Raw genomic sequence first — 515 nt, 5'->3', positions numbered from 1 at the left:
CGGGACCGTCGGAAGATCGCACACCGGTCGAGCAACGCTCGGCGGTGCGCTGGGCGAAGCGCCTCAAGCGGGTCTTTCAGATTGATGTGGAGACCTGCCCGAGTTGCGGGGGCACGGTCCAGATCATCGCCTGTATCGAAGACCCGCCGGTGATCGAGCGGATATTGAATCACCTGGCCAGCAAGGATCTGCCCGGCCTGTGGACGGAAAGTCGTGCGCCGCCTGTCCGCGTGCATCGCGCCGGCAGGCCGGCCGAGCGTCCCGGCTTGCATCACTGAAACGCAGGAAACCAATTCCAGGCCGCGTTCCATTCGGGCGCGGCCCGGCGGCGCTCGTGCCGGATAGGCCCACGCCGGCAAAAACGGGGCTATAGGGGCTGCTCGATTGGCTCCGACAGTTAGGAATCGGACGGAATTCGGCGTGCAGGGGACTTTGGTAAGGGTCCGGTGCCGGCCTGGTACGGCTCCGGATACCGTTGGAAATCAGGAAATAGGGCGCTTATACTTCCTATACGC

Annotated in this window: 1 pseudogene; it reads left to right on the top strand. The window is 64.1% G+C overall.

Annotated elements, in window-relative coordinates:
• Window positions 1-278: pseudogene (locus tag ACEWQ0_RS08050) on the top strand (hypothetical protein); the annotation flags it as partial.
• Between the last annotated feature and the right edge of the window lie 237 nt (window positions 279-515).

It is taken from the genome of Wenzhouxiangella sp. YN9 (assembly GCF_056324165.1).
Note: the sequence above shows the minus strand (reverse complement) of the source record. Positions and strands in the feature narration are given on the sequence as shown.